The 19,047-nt window shown below is 71.2% G+C and carries 14 protein-coding genes and 1 tRNA gene; 5 read left to right on the top strand and 10 right to left on the bottom strand.

The window, feature by feature from the left end; translation table 11 throughout:
- Positions 1 to 73: 73 nt before the first annotated feature.
- The 6 genes from ACESMR_RS15555 to secG form a co-directional block, all read right to left on the bottom strand.
- On the bottom strand, positions 74 to 3,157 hold the full coding sequence (locus ACESMR_RS15555) for an Ig-like domain-containing protein (RefSeq protein WP_373048015.1): 3,084 nt from the start codon (positions 3,155 to 3,157) through the stop codon (positions 74 to 76).
- Positions 3,158 to 3,468: 311 nt separating this feature from the next.
- Positions 3,469 to 5,394, bottom strand: a complete 1,926-nt coding sequence (locus ACESMR_RS15550; protein ID WP_373048014.1) for an acyl-CoA dehydrogenase family protein — start codon at positions 5,392 to 5,394, stop codon at positions 3,469 to 3,471.
- 243 nt (positions 5,395 to 5,637) lie between these two features.
- Positions 5,638 to 6,531, bottom strand: coding sequence for an oxidoreductase (locus ACESMR_RS15545; RefSeq protein WP_373048013.1), 894 nt, complete (start codon positions 6,529 to 6,531; stop codon positions 5,638 to 5,640).
- Between the two features lie 134 nt (positions 6,532 to 6,665).
- On the bottom strand, positions 6,666 to 7,619 hold the full coding sequence (locus tag ACESMR_RS15540) for a DUF5996 family protein (protein ID WP_373048012.1): 954 nt from the start codon (positions 7,617 to 7,619) through the stop codon (positions 6,666 to 6,668).
- 137 nt (positions 7,620 to 7,756) lie between these two features.
- A tRNA-Leu gene (locus tag ACESMR_RS15535) sits at positions 7,757 to 7,841 on the bottom strand.
- Between the two features lie 262 nt (positions 7,842 to 8,103).
- Positions 8,104 to 8,517, bottom strand: a complete 414-nt coding sequence (gene secG, locus ACESMR_RS15530; RefSeq protein ID WP_373048011.1) for a preprotein translocase subunit SecG — start codon at positions 8,515 to 8,517, stop codon at positions 8,104 to 8,106.
- 187 nt (positions 8,518 to 8,704) lie between these two features.
- Between secG and ACESMR_RS15525 the strand changes: the two genes are divergently transcribed.
- From ACESMR_RS15525 to ACESMR_RS15505, 5 genes are all read left to right on the top strand, one after another.
- Positions 8,705 to 9,049 carry a hypothetical protein gene (locus ACESMR_RS15525; RefSeq protein ID WP_373048010.1) on the top strand — a complete coding sequence of 115 codons (345 nt, stop codon included), beginning with the start codon at positions 8,705 to 8,707 and terminating at the stop codon, positions 9,047 to 9,049.
- Between the two features lie 293 nt (positions 9,050 to 9,342).
- Positions 9,343 to 11,664 (top strand): SulP family inorganic anion transporter, encoded by a 2,322-nt coding sequence (locus ACESMR_RS15520; RefSeq protein WP_373048009.1) that lies wholly within the window; start codon positions 9,343 to 9,345, stop codon positions 11,662 to 11,664.
- 174 nt (positions 11,665 to 11,838) lie between these two features.
- Positions 11,839 to 13,290 carry an AMP-binding protein gene (locus ACESMR_RS15515; RefSeq protein ID WP_373048008.1) on the top strand — a complete coding sequence of 484 codons (1,452 nt, stop codon included), beginning with the start codon at positions 11,839 to 11,841 and terminating at the stop codon, positions 13,288 to 13,290.
- Positions 13,291 to 13,361: 71 nt separating this feature from the next.
- Positions 13,362 to 14,255 (top strand): PGN_0703 family putative restriction endonuclease, encoded by an 894-nt coding sequence (locus tag ACESMR_RS15510; protein ID WP_373048007.1) that lies wholly within the window; start codon positions 13,362 to 13,364, stop codon positions 14,253 to 14,255.
- 134 nt (positions 14,256 to 14,389) lie between these two features.
- Positions 14,390 to 14,863 carry an ester cyclase gene (locus tag ACESMR_RS15505; RefSeq protein ID WP_373048006.1) on the top strand — a complete coding sequence of 158 codons (474 nt, stop codon included), beginning with the start codon at positions 14,390 to 14,392 and terminating at the stop codon, positions 14,861 to 14,863.
- On the opposite strand, the gene ACESMR_RS15500 is transcribed toward ACESMR_RS15505, so the two are convergent.
- From ACESMR_RS15500 to ACESMR_RS15485, 4 genes are all read right to left on the bottom strand, one after another.
- Positions 14,860 to 16,332, bottom strand: coding sequence for a serine/threonine-protein kinase (locus tag ACESMR_RS15500; RefSeq protein ID WP_373048005.1), 1,473 nt, complete (start codon positions 16,330 to 16,332; stop codon positions 14,860 to 14,862). The genes ACESMR_RS15505 and ACESMR_RS15500 overlap by 4 nt on opposite strands.
- 82 nt (positions 16,333 to 16,414) lie before the next feature.
- On the bottom strand, positions 16,415 to 17,797 hold the full coding sequence (locus ACESMR_RS15495) for a GAF domain-containing protein (protein WP_373048004.1): 1,383 nt from the start codon (positions 17,795 to 17,797) through the stop codon (positions 16,415 to 16,417).
- Entirely contained in the window at positions 17,794 to 18,258 is a 465-nt protein-coding gene (locus ACESMR_RS15490; protein ID WP_373048003.1) for a pyridoxamine 5'-phosphate oxidase family protein, read from the bottom strand. The genes ACESMR_RS15495 and ACESMR_RS15490 overlap by 4 nt, the downstream gene beginning before the upstream one ends.
- Positions 18,259 to 18,414: 156 nt before the next feature.
- A complete protein-coding gene (locus ACESMR_RS15485; protein WP_373048002.1) occupies positions 18,415 to 18,984 on the bottom strand; it encodes a hemerythrin domain-containing protein in 570 nt (189 codons plus the stop codon).
- Positions 18,985 to 19,047: the final 63 nt, after the last annotated feature.

Raw genomic sequence — 19,047 nt, 5'->3', positions numbered from 1 at the left:
GTCCACCGCCACAGACCGGCCCTCGAATGGCGGCCAGGCGGCGGGGCGAGCGCCGCCCCGCCGCCGGCAGGTGTCAGCGCACCACGAACTCGTCGACGAAGAAGCCGTCCATCTGCACCGTGGCGTTGCTCACCAGCCGCAGCCGCACCTGGAGCCGGGCCGCGCCACCGGTGTTCAGGATCGCGTTCCACTGCCGCCAGCCCGCGGGCTCCCGCAGCTCGCCGGCGCTCACCCATGTCGTCTGATCGGTGGAGTACTCCACTACCACCCGGTCCTGATCCGCCGGCAGTAGCCGCCGGTTCCAGAAGGAGAGCGCCACGCTCGAGCGACCGGCGACGCTCATCACCGGCGTGGTGGCGGTGAGCGACGCGCTCGCGGCGTACGTACCGGTGGGACTGTCGGTGAGGCCCGACGAGCCGGCGCGGGTCGCCTGCCAATGGGTGGCCCAGGGCTGCTGGAGCATCCAGCCCGCCGCAGCGTTCTCGAAGCGCTCGAGGAAGATCACCTGGGTGGTGGTGAAGGGCGCCGAGTAGCGGGCGCTCATCTGGTTGCCCGCCTGGTCGCGGATGCCCGAGACGTCGAGGCGGTATTGCCGGTTGGGCTCGAGGATCCGCCTCGCGTCGAAGGTCGCCGTGTTGGTGGCGTCGTCGTAGATCACCTCGCCGGCGACGGGGTAGCCGCTGGAGACGTCGATGAGGCGCACCCCGCCGACCGTGGCGCTGTCGATCGCCTCCGAGAAGGTCACGGTGAGCGGCGTGCCGACGTCGAAGGAGGCGGCGTTCGGCACCGGGGAGCTGCCCGCCACCGTGGGCGGCGTGGTGTCGGTGCCGCTGCCGGTGGTGAAGCTCCAGCCGATCGTCGAGGCGTTGTTGCTGCCGTCGCGCACGCCGTCGGCGCGGACGGTGTAGAGCCGGTTGGCCTGGAGCGGCTGGGTCGGCCGCAGCGTCGCCGTCCAGTTGCGCGAGTCGTAGCTCACCGTCGCGGGGACACCGGCGATCGAGAAGCTGGTGGTGTTCACCGTCTGCGGATCGACCGGCTCGTCGAATTGGATCACCACGTCGGTGGAGGGGAGCACGCCGGTGGCGCCGCCGGCGGGCCGGGTCCAGGCCGCGCGCGGCGCTGCGCCGTCGCCCATCGACGACGCGTTGTATTCGAGCAGGAAATCCGAATACATCGTGTCGCCGGCGAGGGTGCGCACGCCGGTGGGGCCGCCGCGGATCTGCAGCACCGCCGGCCGGTTGTTCTGCGGATAGGACTGCGGATCGACCTCGAGGGTGCGCGTGGCCGCGTCGTAGTGGACGTTGGAGAGCAGCGCCGCACCGGTGTCCGGATTCCAGAGGGTCACGTTCCCGGCAAAGAAGGCGGGATCCATGTCGGAATCGAAGATCACCCAGATCAGCGCGTCGCGGGGCCAGGGCGTGTAACCCTCCACCGGCACGGTGGCGATCACCCGCACGTCCATGGTCACCAGCACCGTGTCGGTGCCCGTGCAGGTGCTGCCGTCGGAGACGGTGACCCGGTAGGCGGTATTGCCTTCCGGCGCGACCCAGGGGTCGGCGACGTTGGGATCCGAGATGCCGCACGACCAGTTGTCGCAGCTCCATTCGTAGCTGTAGCCCGGCTGCGGCGTCGTGCCGATCTGCACCACCCCGCCCCGTTGGGTCTGGCGGTCGGGCCCGGCGAATGCCGCGATCGACTGGCGGACCTCGACCACCACCGAGTCGGTGGCGGTGGTCCCGTTCGCATCCCGGACGGTGACCGTGAAGGTGGTCGTCTGCGTCGGCCGCACGGTGGTGGTGGCGGCGTTCGGGGTGTCGATGCAGCCGCTGCAGCCGGGGCTCGCGGTCCAGCTGTAGCTCAACGTGCCGACCCCGCCCGAGGCGCTGGCGCCGATCTCGACCGACGTGCCGCCGTCGAGGCAGAGGCGCAGGTCCTCGCTGGCGCTGACGAAGAGGCCGGCGCGAACGGCGACGCTCGCGGTGTCGGCGCCGACGCAGCCGTTGGCGTCGGTGACGGTGAGCTGGTAGGTCGTGTCGTTGTTGGGCGAGGCGAGGGGCTGCGCCACCGCGGCGTTGTCGAGCGTGTTGGCAGGCGTCCACGCGAAGGAATAGCCGGGCGTGCCGCCGCTGGCGCTGCCGACGAGGCGCACCTCGCCGCCGCGGGCCACCTCGCGATCGGGTCCCGCGTCCGCCACCGGGAGCGGGTTGACCGCGAGCTGCACGGTGTCGCTCGCCGCGCAGCCGAAGCCGTCGGTGGCGGTGACCGTGTAGCTCACGTCGGCGCCCGGCGTCGCCAGCGGATCGCTGGCGGTGGGATCGCTCAAGCCCGCTGCAGGCGACCACGCGTAGGTGAGCCCGGGCTGCGCCGGGCCGCCGAGCCGCACCGAGCCGCCGAGGCAGAGGCCGCCATCCGTACCGGCGCTCACCTGCGGCAGGGGCCGAACGGTATAGGGCTGGGAGACGCTGGCGCTGCACCCGCCGGCATCGGTGACGGTGAGAGTCAGCGTCGAATCCGCGCTCGGAAGGAAGCTCGTCGAGGCGCCGCTCGCCTCCGTGCTCTCCGGCGTGCCGTCGAGATCCCACGCGTAGGTGAGCGCGCCGCCGTCGCTCGCGCTCGATGCGCTGCCGTCGAGCACCAACTCCTCACCCGCGCAGGCGACGTTGTCCGCGCCGACGATCGAGAAGGCGGCGACCGGCAGCGCCCGCCGCTCCACCAGCACTGTCGCCTCGGCGCTCTGCCCCGTGGCATCGGTGACGGTCACCGTGTAGTTCCGGGTCTCGACACCGGTCGCCACCGGATCCGGCGCGGTGGGATCGGAGAGCCCCTCGGCCGGTTCCCACAGGAAGGTCCAGGGCCCGATTCCGCTCAAGGCCCGCGCCTGCAGCTGCACCGGCTCCCCGGCGCAGCTCGCACCGCCCTGCGCCAGAACCCCGAACCCCTCCGGCTTCTCCGCCTCCGGCGGCAGGAGCGGCGCCGGTGCGCCGAGCTCCGGCGGGATGATCACCGTCGGAATGAACTTCTCCGTGAGTGGCTTTCCGTCGGGCAGCGCCAGTGGCCAGTCGATCAGACGATCCTCGCCGCAACCCACGGACATCGTGGCGACGACACACGCCGCCCCCCACCAGGCCGCCAAGCGGCCCCGTCCAGCCTCCACCATCGCCCAAACCCCCTTGGCCCCGAAAACGGCCGAACTTCGCGACGATGAGTGTGCGAATGGGTAGGAGGTGCAGCCAAGCATGGGCTTGGGTTGCCGAGGAGCTGCACGGCTGCGGGCGAACGGGCGGCAGGTGCTGCACGCGAAACGGAAGCACTTTCGCCGCTCCCTTCACCGCTCGTGAAGCGAGGGGAACGGGCCTTCCCCGAGCGGTTGCTGCGCTTCCACGGGAGGCGACGGCGTTTCCTCCCATGAACGAGAAACGGGGCAGCCTCTGCCGCCCCGCCTCCCATGCGCTGCAGCGGCGATGGCGATCAGGCCGTCTCGGCCTTCTCCTGCTGCGCCGCGATCGACTCGAAGACGCTGTCGTCGCTCGCCTCGATCTCCCGGGCCGTCGCCTCGACCCGGAGCAGCATCTTCCGCACGAAGCGCTCGGCGAGCTGCCGCCGCTCGGGGAAGCGCTCCGCCTGGCGCACGAGGATCTTCCCGATCGCCACGTCGGTGAGGATCCGCGCCAGCCGCTCCGCGTGGAGCAGGCCGTGGGAGAAGTCGGCCTTCACGTCCCACTGCCGCAGGAACTGCCGGGCGAGGTAGCGGCCCATCTGCGTGGGCTCCTTGCCGCGGAGGCCCCCCTCCCACTCGCTCCGCACCTTCTTGCCGAAGATGCGCAGGAGGATCGTCTCGGTGGTCGAGTGGAGGATGGCGTCGGCGCGGTTCACGTCCCGGGCGAGGGGCGTCGAGGCGGTGCGGGAGAGGAGCCGGGCGCGTGCAGCGCGCCGCACGAAGCCGCCCGGATCGCGAACCGCCCAGAGCAGGTGATCCTTGGTGGCCATCAGCGCCTGGATCTGGGTGGTGCCCTCGTAGACCGGCATCACCAGCGCGTCGCGGAGCAGCTTGTGGGCGCCGGTCTCGTCGATGTAGCCCATGCCGCCGAAGATCTGCATGGCGTCGCGGCTGATCTCCACCGACTTCTCCGAGGTGATCAGCTTGAGGAGCGGCGTGAGGCGCCTGGCCCTGCGGGTGAGCCGCTTCTGCCGCTGCTCGAGGCGGGCCTTCTCGTCGGGGTCGGCGGGCGGGTCGTTGCGGAGCTTGAGCTCGAGCTTGGTGCTGATCTCCACCGCGTTCACGGCCTCGAAGGCCAGCGCCCGCATCGCCCGGATCCAGATCTCCATGTCGAGGAGCTTCTCGGCGACCAGCTCGTGCTGGGCGATGGGCTTGCCCATGGTGACGCGCTCGGTGGCGTAGTCGCGGGCCATGCGCAGCGCCGCCTCCGCGTTGCCGATCGCCTCGAAGCCCACGCCGATCCGGGCGGAGTTCATGAGCAGGAGCATCAGCTCGAAGCCCTGGCCGCGCTTGCCCACCAGCTCGCCGACCGAGTCCTCGTATTGCAGCGAGCAGGTGGCGGAGCCGTGGTGGCCGAGCTTCTCCTCGACCTTGGTCACGACCACGTTGTCGACCTGCTTGCCGTCCCGCTCGATCCGGCGGGGCACGAGGAAGAGCGACAGGCCCTTCAGGCCGCCCTCCTTCTCCGTCTTCGCCAGCACGAACTGGTACTGCCCGTGGCCGGAGGTGATGAAGATCTTCTCGCCGTTCAGGTACCACTTGCCGTCCCGCTCCTCGGCGGTGGTGCGGATCGCGGCGAGATCGGAGCCGGCGCCGGGCTCGGTGAGGACCATGCAGCCGAAGTTCTCGCCTGCGGCGATCTCGGCGATCTCCCGCTCCCAGCGGGTCTTCACGATCCGCCCGTTCTCGTAGACGGTGCTCCCCTCCTTGTCGGCGTAGAGCTGCATCGCCGAGGCGATGCCGCCGTGGAACGAGAAGTGGGTCATCACCGAGACGTCGGCCCGGGCCATCAGTTCGCCGGCGACGAAGTAGAGCGCCATCGGGCAGTTGGAGCCGCCCAGCTCGCGGGGGATGGAGAGGCCGTAGAGGCCCAGCTCCTTGAGGCCGGCGAAGACCGCGTCGAGCTCCTCCGAGAAGACCACGTCGCCGTTCTCGAGGTGGGTGCCCTTCGCGTCGATGCGCGCAGCCCTTGGCGCGATCTCCTTCGCGGCGAACTCGCCCGTGGCGTCCATCACCTCGTCGTAGAAGCCCCGGGCCTCGTCGAGGTTCTTCGGGCCATCGGGCAGCGTATAGCCGTTCTCGGTGAGCTCGACGATCTCCTCCCACTTCAAGCCCTGCTCGAACTGGAAGAGGAGGTCCTCGTTGTCGCGGAAGAAATTCGAAGAATCGGAAGCCATCGGGGACTCCTTCCCAAAAGAACGCCGCAGCGCAGCATCGCGCTGCATCTCCCTTTCATAAACCCGTATGCCGCATTGCGCCATGCCCTGATTGAATCGTCAATCAGAGCCCGTCGGGACAGGAAATGCCCGAAACCGCGAGGACTTGCCCCTTGCGCCTACGAAGACGCCTCCCCGTCGGTGGGACGAGGAGGCGTTCGCCTGCCGGTAGAGATGGGGAGCGGCCCGGTACCGGGCAACCGATCAGCCGTAGGCCTCGGTATGGAGCCGCTGCCGGGGCACGCCCCGCTCGGCGAGGAGCTCCTTCACCGTCTCGAGGAAGCGGGGCTTCGGCTCCTCCCCCCTCGCCCGGGCCGCCTTCTTGTCCCAGCGGGTGATCGCCGGGCCGCAGGCGAAGACGAGGCAGCTCTCCGGATCGGGGATCGCGTCGGCGAGGAGCTCGGTGTTGATCCGGCCGAGCCGCGCGCAGGGACTCTCCGCAGGGACGCTCGGCTCGCGGGTGAGGCAGTGGAGCACGCGGAGCCTGCCGCCGCTCCCCTGCTCCATCTCGGTGAGCTGCCTGGCGAAGATGGTGTCGGCCCAGGTCTTGTTCGAGTAGACGAAGGTGTGCCGCAGATCGGGCAGGTGCCGGAGCGCCCATTTCACCATCGCGAAATTGGGTACCACGCCGGAGCCCGCGGTGACGTGGACCACGTGGCCCGTCTGCTCCATCACGTCCGGCGGCAGGTGGTAGAAGCCGCTGTAGCCCTTCACCGTGATCTTCCGGCCCACCTCGAGGCCGTGGACCAGCAGGGGCGAGAGGAGCGGCGGGAATTCGGTGGAGTCCTCGAGGAACTCCTCCTCCTTCACCGTGATCGCGAGGTGGGGCTCGTCCGGTGTGGAGGCCATCGAATAGGCGCGGACCGGCTCGCGCTTGCCCTTCGCCTTCTCGAAATAGGCGATCTGCTGCTTGAGCTCCCGGAACTGTCCCGGGTCGATCGAGACGAATTGCCCCGCGGTGTAGTTGCGGTGGTGCTCGCCCGGATCGAGCACCAGCGTCACCGTGTCGTGGGTCTCCCAGACGATCTCCCGCAGGACCGTGTCGAAGACCTCGAGGCGCCTTGGCGCCAGCGGGCTGGGCTGCGACGACTGGATCATGTGCGCACCTCCCGGGCGGGCCATCCGCCCCCGGCACCGAAACTACCGCCGCCCGGCCTTCCTGGCTCTCCTTTCTTCGGCGGCGACGGTGCCGCGCGGGCCTGCCTGGTGCCGCAGCGGACACTGCCCCGCGGTCAGGGCGAGGGGTGGAGCGCGCTCTCCGGCGGCGCCCCGGCGAAGTCCTGGCCCGCAGGGCGCTGCCGCTCCAGCAGGGTGCGCTCCCAGCCCGCGAGCCGCGCCCCCGCCTCGTAGCTGCTCTGCAGGAAGCCGAGGAGTGTCGCCACCGGATCGTCCGCCCGCCGCACGTCCTCGTAGCGCAGGAGGAACTCGCCGAAGCCGTGGTCGTACCAGGCTTCCTCCGGCTCGATCCGCTGCACGGAGAGCCCCCGGGGCGCCGGCGCGGTGTAGGCGAAATAGGCCGGGCCGCCGAGCTCCGGCGTGCCGGGCCAGATCCCGGCACTGCTCTGCTCGTGGGAGTGGGCTTCGCGGGTGATCGGCCCCGCGTCCGGCCGTACCGGCGCCCGGTTGCCGGAGAAGCGCGTCACCGCCAGATCGAAGCTCCCCCACCAGAAGAGCACCGGGCTCGATTTGCCGACGTAGCGGGACCGGAAGATCTCGAAGACGGAGACGGTCTGCCGCAGGATCCGCCACCAGGTCCGCGCCGCCTCCGGGTCGTAGGCGAAATGGAGCGTGTCCTGGCGGAAGGGGATCGCTTCGGTGGCGATCTCGCAGGGCTTGTCGCTGATCGCAGGCTCGATGCCGAACGACGCGAGCATCTGCAGGGCCTTCTCGTAGAAATCGGCGACGGTGCGGGGCTCCAGGGGCAGCGACTCCTCCCGGCCCTCGCTGCTCCGGATCACGAAGCGGTCGCGCAGGAAATCGAAGGCGAGCTCGTAGACGACCCCCTGCACGCAGATCGGGCCGCTGGTGAGGCCACGGACGCCCACGCGCATCCCCGCGTTCCAGAAATGGTTCACGAGGGGCGTCAAGGCGAGCTGGACCTTGCCCGCGACCTGCGTCCATCGATGGAGCGTGGCGAGGGTGTCCTTCCAGCTGTCGTAGGGCAGCGCCGGCCAATCCGCGTGCATGGGAGACCTCCGGCAGGGAGGTTGCGCATCGCAGCTGCGGCGGGGAGGGGACGCCCCGGATGGATCCGGTCCCGCGGGGAGGAAGCGATCGGAGCACAAGCGAAAGGGGAACCCGATGACTCGGATTCCCCTCTCTTTGGTGCCCAGGGCGAGACTCGAACTCGCACGCCTTGCGGCGCCACCCCCTCAAGATGGTGTGTCTACCAATTCCACCACCTGGGCATATTCACTTGGCTTTTTGCTTCCGGCGTCGCCGCCGAAGTGAGCGGGTGTTTACCAACGCCCCCGGGGGCGTGCAACTTCTTTTTTCGTCGTCGCTCGTTTTTTTGAACCAGCGTGCGATCGGCCCTCTTCCGCCGGCGCAGGGCCATTCTCCGACGGGCGCCGGTGCCGCCGGCCTGGAGTTCCTCCCGCCCCCGGAAAAACGAAAACGGGGTCGCACGCCGTAGCGTGGACCCCGTTTTCATCTCCCACCGGGAGAGGCCTACTCCGCTGCGGGCGCAGGCTCTGCCGCCTCGGGGGCGGGCTCGACCGCCTCGGGCTGCGCGCCACCTGCGTCGGCAGGGGCCCTGGTGGTGGGCGGGGTCTCGGGCTTGGCCTCGCCGGTGGTCGGGGCCGGCGCGGCTGCGGGCGCCGCGGTCTCGCCCTCGAGGAGCGAGCCGGTACCGCCGGCAGTCGAGGCGTAGGAGAGCGCCAGCGAGGTGATGAAGAAGATCGCCGCTGCGGCGGTGGTCAATTTGCTGAGGAAGGTCTGCGCGCCGCGGCCGCCGAAGACGGTCTGGCTGCCGGCACCGCCGAAGGCGGCGCCGACGCTCGCGCCCTTGCCCGCCTGCAGCAGGATGGTCAGGACGAGGAAGATGCAGACGAGCACGTGCAGGATGGAGATCGCGAGTTCCATGGGCCGATTCTCGGGTAAGGAAGTCAGCCGGGAGAGCCCCCCGGAAAGCGGCGCAACGTAGCACGCTGCCCTTTCGCATCGCAACCAACGTTTCCGTTGGCGCGCCCTCCCCGAACCGGATCCCAAAAAAGGAAATTTCTCTTCGCAACCCGTGTTACGGGCCCGCATCCTTACGCACCGCAACGTCATGAACGCCCCTCTCTGGATCAGCTTCCTCCTCACCCTGGCGATGGCCTTCGGCGCTCCCCCGTCGATGCGCCTGGTGCCCATCGATCCGTCCGGCCCCGCGCCGGTGGGCGGTGTCTTCGAGGAGGAGGAGAAGGTCCGGATGCACCACGTGGGCGTGCGGCGTTCGGCCCAGGTAGGGTCCCGGCAGCCTCCCCGGCGCCGGCGCACCGGCAGGTCCAGCCCCGCGCGCAGGCGTGAGCGGCAGGCGCCGCCGGTAAAGCGGACCCCGCAGCGCAGGCGCCGTCTCCTGCTCCGCAGGCACGTCGGTCCCGACGACACCCAAGAACAATCGCTCGCCGCCTGAAAGCAGCGTCGAACGCCTCGCATCCACGGATGCCGGGCGCTCGTGCAAGCAGCGCCGTGCGGTGACGCCACGCGTACACCCGGGCTACGCCCTCCGCTTCGAAGCGGTTGGGCCGTGGCAGTCCCCTCGTCGTCGTTTCCGCTCCTGCGGCAACGAGCGCGGGGAGTACCGGGCAGACGTGTGCGCGCCGCTCGGCTCGTCAGCGGATTTTCGTCCGCGGTCCACCCGCGCCGGCACCGGTATGTGCCCGCGCCGGCCAGGCCCGCGAGCCAACGAGCGAGTCAAACGGACAGATGAACCAGATTTCGGCAACCACGCGGCAGAAGCCGCGCACGGCAGGATTGCGTCTCGACCTCGGCTTCTCCCAGCTCCTTCCCCAGTGGAAGGCCATGCTCTCCCCGCGCTACCTCCGCGAGGACGTCGTCTCCGGCCTCACGGTGGCGTGCGTCGCCATCCCCCTCTCCCTGGCAATCGCCCTGGCCTCCGGCGTCGCGCCGGAGGTGGGCCTCGTCACCGCGATCGTCGCGGGTATCGCCTGCGCCCTCTTCAACGGCACGCCGCTCGCCGTGAGCGGCCCCGCTGCGGCGATGGCGGTGCTGATCGCCTCGGCGGTGGAGAACCACGGCCTCGGGGGGCTGCTCGTCATCGGCCTGGTGACCGGTGCCCTGCAGCTCCTCACCGGCGTCCTCGGGCTGGGCAAGCTGATCCGCTTCGTCCCGGTCCCCGTGATCGCCGGCTTCACCGCGGGCATCGGCGCCATCATCCTCGTGGGCCAGCTGCCCCGGGCCTTCGGCCTGCCGCCCCCGGCGCAGAGCCACGTCATCGACGTCTTCACCCACCTCGGCGCGATGATCGGCCAGGCGCACCCCGGCGCCCTGGTCCTCACCGTGGCCACGGTGGCGATCGCCCTCGGCCTGCCGAAGATCGCCCCGAAGCTCCCCGCCCCGCTGGTCGCGGTGGTGGTTCCCTCGGTGGCAGCGGTGGCGCTCGGCCTCGACGTCGAGCTGATCGGCGCCCTGCCCGCCTCGCTGCCGATGCCCTCCCTGCCGGCGCTGCCGGAGGGCAACCTCCTGCCCCTGCTCGGCACGGCGCTGGTGGTCTACCTCCTCGCCTCCCTCGAGACGCTCCTCTCCAGCGGCGCCGTGGACAAGCTCGCCCGCAACGGCGAGCGCCACGACCCCGACCAGGAGCTGGTGGGCCAGGGCATCGGCAACGCGGCGGTGGCGCTCTTCGGCGGCATCCCGGTCACCGGCGTGATCGCCCGCTCGGCCCTGAACGTCCAGTCGGGCGCCCGCACCAGGCGCTCGGCGATCATCCACGCCTTCGTCCTCATCGGCGCCGTCTACCTCTTCGCGCCGGTGATGGCCCGGATCCCCATCGCCGCCCTCGCCGGCGTGCTCCTCGCCACCGCGATGCGCATGCTCCACCCCCGCGAGCTCATCGCCCTGTGGAAGAGCTCCCGCTCGGAGGCGGTGGTCTACGCCGTCACCTTCGTGGTGATCGTGGCCACCGACCTCATCGTCGGCGTCCAGGCCGGCGTGCTCGCCGCCCTCGCCATCGCCGCGATCCGGCTCGGCCGCGCGCACCACGACCGCCTCGCCATCGAGTCGACGGGGCCGCACCGCTTCCTCGTCTCCGGTCCGCTCACCTTCCTCGCGGCGGCGCGCCTCGAGAAGCTCCGCAACGAGATCGGCCAGGCGGAGCCTGGCCAGGGCGTGGTCCTCGACATGGCGAAGGTCACCGCCATCGACAGCACCGCCGGCGAGATCCTGATCGGCATCGTCGAGGACGTCCTCGGGCGCAAGGATCGGATCGCCCTGCACGGCCTCCATCCGGCGCTGCAGCTGGTACTCCGCAAGCAGGAGCACGGCGAGAAGGTCGCGAAGCTCTTCTCCGCCAGCGAAGGGGACGTGGCCAGGCTCCTCGCCAAGACCGGCGTCGGCCCCCGGGACCGCCTGCTCCACGGCGTGGAGCGCTTCAAGCGCGACGAGCGCGTCCGCTACGGACCGCTCTTCGACCAGCTGGCAAGCGGCCAGAGCCCGCACACGCTGCTCATCACCTGCGCCGACAGCCGCATCGATCCGAACCTGATCACCTCCAGCGATCCGGGCGAGCTCTTCATCGTCCGCAACGTGGGCAACCTGGTGCCGCACCCCGACTCCGATGCGTCCGGCACCGTCGGCAGCGCGATCGAGTACGCCATCGCCGTGCTCGGCGTCACCGACGTGGTGGTCTGCGGCCACTCGGCCTGCGGCGCGATGAACGCCGTGCTCCGGCCGCCGGAGAAGGGCGCGATGCCCTCGGTCGAGCGCTGGCTCGAGCAGGCACACGGGCTCCTCGCCAGGCTGCCGCCCGACGCCACCGCCGAGGAGGCGGCCCAGCTGAACGCGCGGCTCCAGCTCGAGAACGCCGCTGCCTACGCGGTGCTGCGGCGCAAGGTCGAGGCAGGCGAGGTCCGGCTCCACGCCTGGTTCTACGACGTGGGCCACGCGGAGCTCCGGGAGTGGGACGACGCCGTGGGCGCCTACGTGCCGCTCGGCGCCGGAAAGCGCCAGGGCGCCACCGAGGCGGAGCCGGTTCCGCTCTTCCGGCCGCTCGAGCCCGCAGCCGGCTGACGTCGGTCCACGCTCTGCCCGCCGGCTCCTGCCGGTGGGCAGGGGCTCCGGCCCACCGCGCTCGCCGCGGTGGGCCTCTTCTTTCGCTGGGTCATGCCGTCCGCTCCCGGAGCGGCGGCCGACACACGAGGCGGTTGCTGCACGCCGCGCGCCCAGCGGCTACGCTGCCGCGCCATGAGCCACCCCCTCCTTCCCGGCCTCGCGTCTCGGGGCGAGAAGATCGCCGTCCGAATCGGCGACGACTCGCTCTCCTTTGCAGCCCTCGCCCACGGTGCCGATTCCCATGCCGCCAGGCTTCTCGCCTCGGGCCTGCGGCCCGGCGACCGCGTCGCCGTCTGGGCAGTGCCGCACCTGGCCACGGTGGTGGCGCTGGTCGGCAACGCCCGGGCGGGACTCGTCACCGTGCCCCTCAACCCGGCCCTGGGCGAGCGGGAGCTCGAGCACGTGCTGCGCGACGCGGCGCCGCAGCGGATCTTCGCCGCGAGCCCGGGCGCCTTCGAAGCGCGCACGCCCTTCGTCGACGCGATCGAGCTCGACGGCGCGGGCTACCGCGCGCTGCCGGAGGTGGCTTCCGACGCGCCCCTCCTCGTGCTCTACACCTCCGGCACCACCGGGGCGCCCAAGGGCGCGATCCTCACCCACCGCAACGCCGCGGCGAATCTCGACGGGCTGGCCACGGCCTGGGGCTGGACCGATGCGGACGTGCTCGTCCATGCCCTGCCCCTCTTCCACGTCCACGGTCTGGTGCTCGGCCTCTTCGGATCGCTGCGGGCCGGCTCCACGCTGGTACTCCTGCCGAAGTTCTCGCCGGAGGCGATCTGCGCCGCCTTCGAAGGCGACGCCAGCATGCTCTTCGCGGTGCCGACCATGTACCACCGCATCGCCGAGCACCTCGAGGCCCATCCCGACGACCGCGCGGGGATCGCCGGCGCCCGCCTCCTGGTCTCCGGCTCCGCCGCGCTCCCCGTCCGCGAGCACGAGCGCCTCGCCGCGCTCCTCGGCCAGCGGGTGGTGGAGCGCTACGGCCTCACCGAGACCTTGATCGACTGCGCGATCCGCCACGACGGCGAGCGCCGCGCCGGCACGGTCGGTCCGCCGGTGGAGGGCGTCGAGATCCGCCTCGTCGACGATCACCGGCGGCCGATCGCCGCTGGCGACGAGGGCGCGATCGGCGAGATCGCGGTGCGGGGGCCCAACGTCTTCGCCGGCTACCTCAACCGTCCGGAGGCAACCGCCGAGGTGATCGACGGCGACGGCTGGTTCTACACCGGCGATCTCGCCACCCGATCCGCGGACGGCTACCTGCGGATCGTGGGCCGGCGCGCCACCGATTTGATCAAGACGGGCGGCTACAAGGTCGGCGCCGGCGAGATCGAGGCGGCGCTCCTCGAGCACCCCGCCGTGCGCGAGGCCGCGGTGGTCGGCGCCCCCGACGAGGATCTCGGGGAGCGGATCGTCGCCTTCGTCGTACCCAGCGACGGTGCCTGCGCCGACGAGAACGCGCTGATCGAGCACGTCGCCCGGCTCCTCGCCCCCCACAAGCGACCGCGCGCCGTGCACCTCGTCGCCGAGCTCCCCCGCAACGCCATGGGCAAGGTGCTGAAGAAGCAGCTCCGCGCCCCCTGACGATTCGCCCCCGGGGGCACATCCAGTCGCGGTACGCTGCCGCGACACTCCGAGTAACGAGGGGACGAACGATGCAGCTGCGCTGGAACGATCCGCGACTCCTGGTGGCTAGCGACGACGCACGGCGCGCGAGATACCGCGCGCTCCAGTCCTGGTGGCGCGAGACGGTGCTCGGGCTCGAGCCCGGTCTCGACGGGGAGATCCCCCGGGCGAACCTTCTTCCCGAGGGCAATCGCGCGCTGAACTTCCTCGACCCACGGATCGCTGCCTACGCCGCCTCCCGGGCGCAGGAAGTCCTCGGCGGCGGCGGCACCCTCGACCCGAACCGTCTCGAGCGGAACCTGCTCTCGAGCATGCCCCTCTGCTTCAACGTCTTCGGCCTGCTGCGGGCGGAGCCGGAGACGGCGGCCCGGGTCCTCGCCACGCTCTTCGATCTCCCCATCCACACCATCGAGGCCATCGAGGTCGAGTGGGCGCCGGCGGAGCACCCGCTCCTCGATCGCACCGCCTTCGACGCCTTCGTGGCCTACCGCACCGAAGACGGCAGGCGCGGCTTCGTCGGCGTCGAGACCAAATACACCGAGCCCTTCAGCCAGACCGAGTACGAGAGCGATGCCTACGAGAGCTGGACGGCGACGCCGGTCTCGGGCTTCCGGCCCGGCGCCGCGGCGCACCTCGTCCGGCGTGCCACCAACCAGCTCTGGCGCAATGCCCTCCTCGCCGTGGCGGTCCGCGCCGACGAGCGCTTCGATCTCGGCCACGTGGCCGTGCTCGGCACCGCCGACGATACCGGCGCCGCAACGGCGGTTGCGGGCCTGCGCCAGTGGCACGAGCGCCCGGACGAGCTGCTGCGCGCCGCCACCCTCGAGGCGCTGGTGCGCCTCGCGAAGGAGGAGCCCCCCCTCGCCTCCTGGGCGAGCGCCTTCGAGCGCCGGTACCTCGACCTCGCGCCCATCGGCCGGTAGGCCCGGTGCGCGGATGGGGGCCCGCGGCGATCCGGGGGCCCCCGGGGTGGCGTGACAGCGCCGGGCGGCGGGCGGCGGCGTCGCTACCTCTGCTGAAACGATGCGGCGCCATTCGCCGCGCAGCGGGGGGAGCCATGGCCGACAACGTGGAGCTGGCCCGGCAGATCTTCGACGAGGCCTGGGTGCACCAGTCGCGGCGCGCGTACGAGCAGGACTACGCCGACGACGCCGTCATCCACGATCCGATCGAAGGCGCGCTCGACAAGACCGAGTACGATCGACGGCGGCGACGCTTCCTGCGCTCGATCGAAATCCTCGACCTGCGTCCCGACAGGTTCATCGACGGGGGCGAGGACGTAGTGGTCCGCTACTCGATGCGGGCGCGGATGCGGGGCCCGCTCCTCGGCATCCAGCCCACCGGCAGGGAGGGCACCATCCACGGCATCGTCATCTTCCGCTTCCGCGACGGCCGGGTGATCGAGCAGTGGCAGAGCTGGGACACGATCCACTTCCTGCGCCAGGTCGGCGCGGTGGAGGCGGAGCCCCCGGCGCAGCGCGATTCCCTCGCCGGCTGGGAGGAGGAGCCGACCGGGGGCCACCCGATCTAAGCGGCCGCCGCAGCGGCGAGGGGGGCGAGCTTCCCGACCACCTCCTGTGCGGAGGCGGGGCGCTCGGCAGGATCCTTCGCCAGCAGCGCGGCGACGAGATCCGCATAGGCCTCGCCAGCAGCGTCGGCGGGTTCGAGGACGAGCCGCTTCGGCACCTCGGTGAGGTGCCTGGTGAGGAGCGCGGCGAAGTTGCCGTCGAAGGGCGGCTGCCCCGAGGCGAGCTCGTAGAGCAGGACGCCCAGGGCGTAGAGGTCGGCCCGCTCGTCGGCGACGCCGCCCTGGATCTGCTCGGGGGCCATGTAGACCGGCGTGCCGATCACCATGCCGGTCCGGGTCATCCGCGAATCGACGAGGCGTGCCACACCGAAGTCCACCACCTTGACCAACCCACCGGCAGCGACCAGCACGTTGGCGGGTTTCAAGTCCCGGTGGATCACGCCCTTCCCGTGGGCGTAGGCGAGGGCAGCGGCGATCTGCTGGCCGATCGCGGCGGCCTCGGCGACCGCCAGCCTGCCGCGCTCGAGGAGCAGCGTCTCGAGGGAGTCGCCCTCCACCAACTCCATGCAGAGGTAGAAGCGGCTCCCCTCGTCGAGGAGATCGAAGACCTGCACGATGTTGGCGTGGGAGAGGCGCGCCAGCACCCGCGCCTCGCGCAGGAAGCGCTCGCGGTAGGTGGGATCGGTGGCGACGCCGTCGGCGAGCTCCTTCACCGCGAGGCGGCGGCCGAGGAGCTGGTCGGTTGCGGCGAAGACACGCCCCATGGCGCCTGCGCCCAGCTGCCGATCGACGGTGAGGCGCCCGCCTGCCATCGAAGGGCGCTGCTTCTCCGCAGGAGCGGCTGCGGCAGCGGGCTGCACCGCGGTGGCCCCGACCTGCACGGCGGTGGCCGCCGACGTCGTCGGTTCACCCACGGTGCCGGGACCGACAGCGGTCGCGAGCCCGGTGGCCTTCGCCGCCATCCACGTCGAGCGCACCTGCGCGAGCGTGGCCTCGATCCGCTCCTGCTCCCGCTTCTCGGGCATGACCGCTGCTGCCTCCGCAAGCATGGTCACGCCGGCCACCAGCTCCCCCCGCTCGATCTTCTTCTCGGCCTGCGCCTGCAGCTCGCGGCTCCGCTCCCGGGCCCGCGCCAGCGCCGGCTTGATCGAGCGCTCGAGGAAGATGCAGAACGCCGCCCAGCTCAAGACCCAGAGGAGCGGATCGAGCCAGACCAGGACCTCTTCGTGCGGGGCCGGCTTCTTCGGCCCGCTGAAGATGGCGAGCAGGCCGCTCGGCTGCGCGGGCGGCGGAATGAGCCACGCGAGCAGCGGCTCGAGGAGCAGCGTCATGAACGCCAGGTGGGCGCACATGGCGATGACCGACGCCCGCACCCGCTGCACGTAGAGGACGAAGATCGGCCAGCGCAGCAGCGCGCGGAGCTCGGGAATGCGGGCGCCCAGACGGTCGCGCAGCTGCGGGAAGGCGAACACGGCAAAGAGGTGCCACGGCCGCCGGCAAAAGGTCAACGTGGGTGTGAACCCACCCCCACGCCTCCTTCGGAGCGACCGCGGCCTACGCGGATTCGCGCTCCTGGAGCTCGACGTTGCAGTCGAGCTCCAGGCGGAACCTGCCCCGGCCCGTCGGCACCAGCCGCACGTCCGGGCATTTCTGTTCCAGCCGCTTGCGCAGCAGGATCAGGCGGCTCTCCAGGTTGTCCTTGATCGGCGGCAGCCCCAGCGACGGGTCGAGCCGCAGCTCCCGGTTGGAGAAGTCGTTGCGCCCCTCCTGCTGGAAGGCGTTGAGCAGCTTCCAGAGGATCTTCCCGGGAACGTTGCGGATCAAGTACTCGCCGTCGGCGAAGACGCAGTCGTCGTTCTTGTAGAAGCAGAATTGCCGCCGCTGGGGCGCATCCTGCGCCACCATCGCCCCTGGCGCGCGCCCGGCTGCCGGCGCTTCGGCCTCCCCGTCGTCGAGCATGGCGTCGATGCCCATCGCGATCTGGTTGGCGATGATCTCGAGGAAGGCCTCGTGCCACTCGGCGAAGCAGAGCGGATCCCGGCTCTCCACCGCGAGCACGCCGACCAGCCGGTCCTGGAGCAGCAGCGGGATCGCCATGTGGCTCTGGGCGTCGGGCAGGCCGGGAAGCGGGATCTCCGGGGCGAGCGCCTTGCCGCCCGCCTCCTCGACCCTGCCGCGGATGGCCCTGCCGTAACGAAGCTCGCCGTCGACGCTCGAGACCCGCAGGAGACGGCGCTGCTGCGCGACCGTGCCGATCAGCCCCTCCCCCACCCGCACCTCGGCGCCGATGCCCGATCCGCCGTAGCCGTGGCTCGCCAGCGCCACCAGGCGCTCGCCCGTCTCGTCGGGCAGGAGCACCATGCCGTGCGGGAAGCGGAAGATCTCGTCGAAGGCGCGGAGCACGCCGGTGAGAAGCTCCTCGAGATGCACGGCCTGGTTGATCCGCGCCGAGATCGCCTGCAGGCCCCGGAGCTCGGTGAGGGGTCCCGCCCGCTCGAAGGAGGGATCGAGGCGCTCCTGCTGCGGCGCCTCGTCGAGGAATCCCTCCACCCGCTCGATCGAGAGCACCTCGAAGACATCGGCGGAGAGGAGCCGGAAGACGCCGGCCATCCCGGTCTGCGAGGCGATGGCGTCGATGCGCAGCGACATCGTGTCGAAGAGCGGCCCCTCCGTCTCGGAGCGGAGGTAGCGCAGGCGCAGCTTGTAGGCTTCGAAGGTCAGCGGGTCGTAGACCTGCGCGGTGGCGAGCGGCGACTCGCCCAGATTGCGCCGGGTCTTGTTGAAGAACTGGCAGGAGACCGCCACGTGGCCGCTGTCGACGTAGTCGATCTGGCTCACGAAGGCCACGTTGGGCTCGCCGTCCGCGGAGCAGGTCGCCAGCTTGCTGGGGAGCACGCCGCGGAAGCAGCGAGCCAGGCTCTCGAGCCGCACGTTCATCGCCGCACCAGCGCCGTGCCGGCCCCGGGACCGGGCGTGGCATCGAAGAGGGACTCGACCAGGACGTCGATCGCCCAGGCGGGCCCGTGGGCCAGGCGCCGCGTGATCCGCGGCGGCATGCCCAGCAGGCAGAGCGCTTCCGCCAGCCTGGGCAGATAGGCCTCGATCCGCTCCTGCTCCGCGCCCTCCACCTGCCGCAGCGCCACCCGTCGTCCTTTGATCTGCAGCGTGCGGTGGTCCGTCGGCCGCGAGAAGGTGGCGGCCACCCGGTCGTTGCGCAGAAGATTCGACAGCGTCGTCTCGGCGACCGCCGCTGGGACGAAGAGCGTCAGGTGCAGGCGATCGGCGTGTACGTAGGCGCCCAGCCCGCGGACCACGTCGGGCATGCCGTCCGCGTCTCGGGTGGCTACGCCGATGGAAACGCCGCTTTCGAAGAATGGAACCAGCTCGGAAGAGATCACCGCCCGTCCCCCGGTCGGAGATGCGCGGATACTACGGCCGCCGCCTTCGCGACGTCCAGCGCTCCCTGATCCTGCAAAGCGATCCCGCCCCCGCGAGACCACTCGGAGAACCGGCGCGCCCGCACATTCCATCCGCTGCGGCGGAGGGCCCGTCCATCAGCGGGCGAGGGCTTGCCGCTCCCGGGCAGCGAGGGTGGGCGCGATCAGCGTGCGCCATTGCTGCATCCGCTCCGGTCCGATGGTGGCGAGGATCCGCCCGAGCAGAACCTCCAGCTCGCCGTCGTCCAGGGCGGCCCAGAGCACCGAGTTGCCCTCGGCCTCCTCGCGCTCCATGTGCTCGAGGTGGCGTACGACCAGGCGGGTGAGCGCGGCGTCGAGCTCCCGGCCCAGCGCCGCGCGCTCGGCGCCGCCGGCGTCGATGCGCGCGACGAGCACCTCGATGAGGTGGTGCAGCTCCTCGAGCGCGGCATGCTCCTCCGCCAGCCTGCTGCACACCTCGGGGCCCAGTCGCCGCAGCTCCGGCATCACCACCCGGTCCTCGTGCTCGCCGTGCTCGCGGAGGAAGCCGAGCAGCACCCGCACCGCATCCAGCGTGCAGCCGACGGGATCGCTGGCGCCGAAGTGGGTCTCTCCACCGGAGAAATCGGTCCGCGCCACCAGCGCGGCGGTGTCGAAGAGCAGGGTGCGCAGGCCCTTGTGCACCCGGCTGTAGGGATCGAAACGCATATTTCACTCGCATGCGCCGGTGCCGGCGCGGATCGGAATCCGGGCGCCATTCCGGGCGCCCGG

Origin of the sequence: Vulgatibacter sp., from assembly GCF_041687135.1 — a bacterium.
Lineage (GTDB): Bacteria > Myxococcota > Myxococcia > Myxococcales > Vulgatibacteraceae > JAWLCN01.
The sequence above is the reverse complement of the archived record's forward strand: the minus strand, read 5'-3'. Positions and strand labels throughout refer to the sequence as shown.